The sequence below is a fragment of the Candidatus Thiosymbion oneisti genome, assembly GCF_900092655.1.
GTDB lineage: Bacteria > Pseudomonadota > Gammaproteobacteria > Chromatiales > Chromatiaceae > Thiosymbion > Thiosymbion oneisti.
Genome location: NZ_FLUY01000994.1, coordinates 1 through 1,176, shown reverse-complemented (window position 1 = coordinate 1,176; position 1,176 = coordinate 1). Strand labels below are relative to the sequence as shown.

Below are 1,176 nucleotides of genomic sequence, written 5' to 3'. Positions count from 1 at the left end.
GTACCTGGGAAGCCGTCCCACCCTGAGGCCTCGAGCCTGTCCGTAGATTGGCTCCCCGCCCGCTTCGCCAATACCGAAGCGTATCCGAGGCCGTGAGCAAAGCTCTTGAGCCTGCAGACACAAGGTCGGTAGGCGAGGGTTCAGGGTCGGGGAACCAGGTCACCATCCTAACTGAATTGGAGCACCCAACGATGAAGACCGCCGGAATCGATGTCAGCCACAAAACGGTCACCCTGGTCATCAGCCGTGAGGGGCAGACCGGAAAACCCCGTGAGTTCAACAACACCCCCCACGGGCATGTGGCCCTGATCAACCGCTTGCGCAAGGCTCAGGTCAGCCGCGTCTGTCTGGAGGCCACGGGCCTGTACCCCCTTGAGCTGGCCCTGGCTCTGGATGATGCGGGGCTGGACGTGATGGTGATCAACCCCGAGGCCGCCAAACGCTTCGCCGAGGCCATGCCGTCGCGTACCAAGACCGATGCCGTCGATGCCACCGTCCTGGCCCAGTTCGCTCTGCGCATGCCCTTCACCCCCTGGCAACGCCCCGATGCCGTGGCTCTGGCCATGCGTGCCTGTGCCCGCCGCATCGCGGCGCTGAACAAGCTGCGAACCCAAACCAAAAACCAACTCCATGCCGCTCAGCTTACCGCCACGACACCGGACTTCCTGATCGCTGATTTGCTTCAGAGCATCGCTCACCTGGATGCCCAGATCGAACACTTGCGCCAACAGGCCTTAGACCTCATCGCCACTGACCAGAACCTCCAACACACCTGCGAGCGGCTCATCAGCGTCACCGGCATCGCCGCCGCCAGCGCCATCCAGCTCCTCGGCGAGCTGCTGGTCTTCCCCGAGGACATGCGGGCCAAGCAATGGGGCGCTCTGGCGGGCCTCGATCCGCGGGAATACCAATCCGGCACCAGCGTCAACAAGAAACCGCGCCGGTCCAAGGCCGGCAACCGCTACCTGCGCATCGCCCTCTACATGCCCGCGCTCAGCGCGACACGCCATGACCCGAATGTCCGAGCCTACTACCAGCACCTCATCGAAACCCGTGACCTCAAAAAGATCCAGGCCGTCTGTGCCGTCATGCGCAAGCTCCTGCACGCCATTCATGCCATGCTCAAGAACCGAACCCCCTTCGACAGCAGCCGCTTCTTTACCCCAACCGAAACCG

At 63.2% G+C, this 1,176-nt stretch carries 1 protein-coding gene; it reads left to right on the top strand.

The window, feature by feature from the left end; all coding sequences use genetic code 11:
- Positions 1 to 191 precede the first annotated feature (191 nt).
- The coding region (locus tag BQ17_RS10255) for an IS110 family transposase (protein WP_141699219.1) at positions 192 to 1,176 on the top strand (985 nt) is incomplete at its 3' end.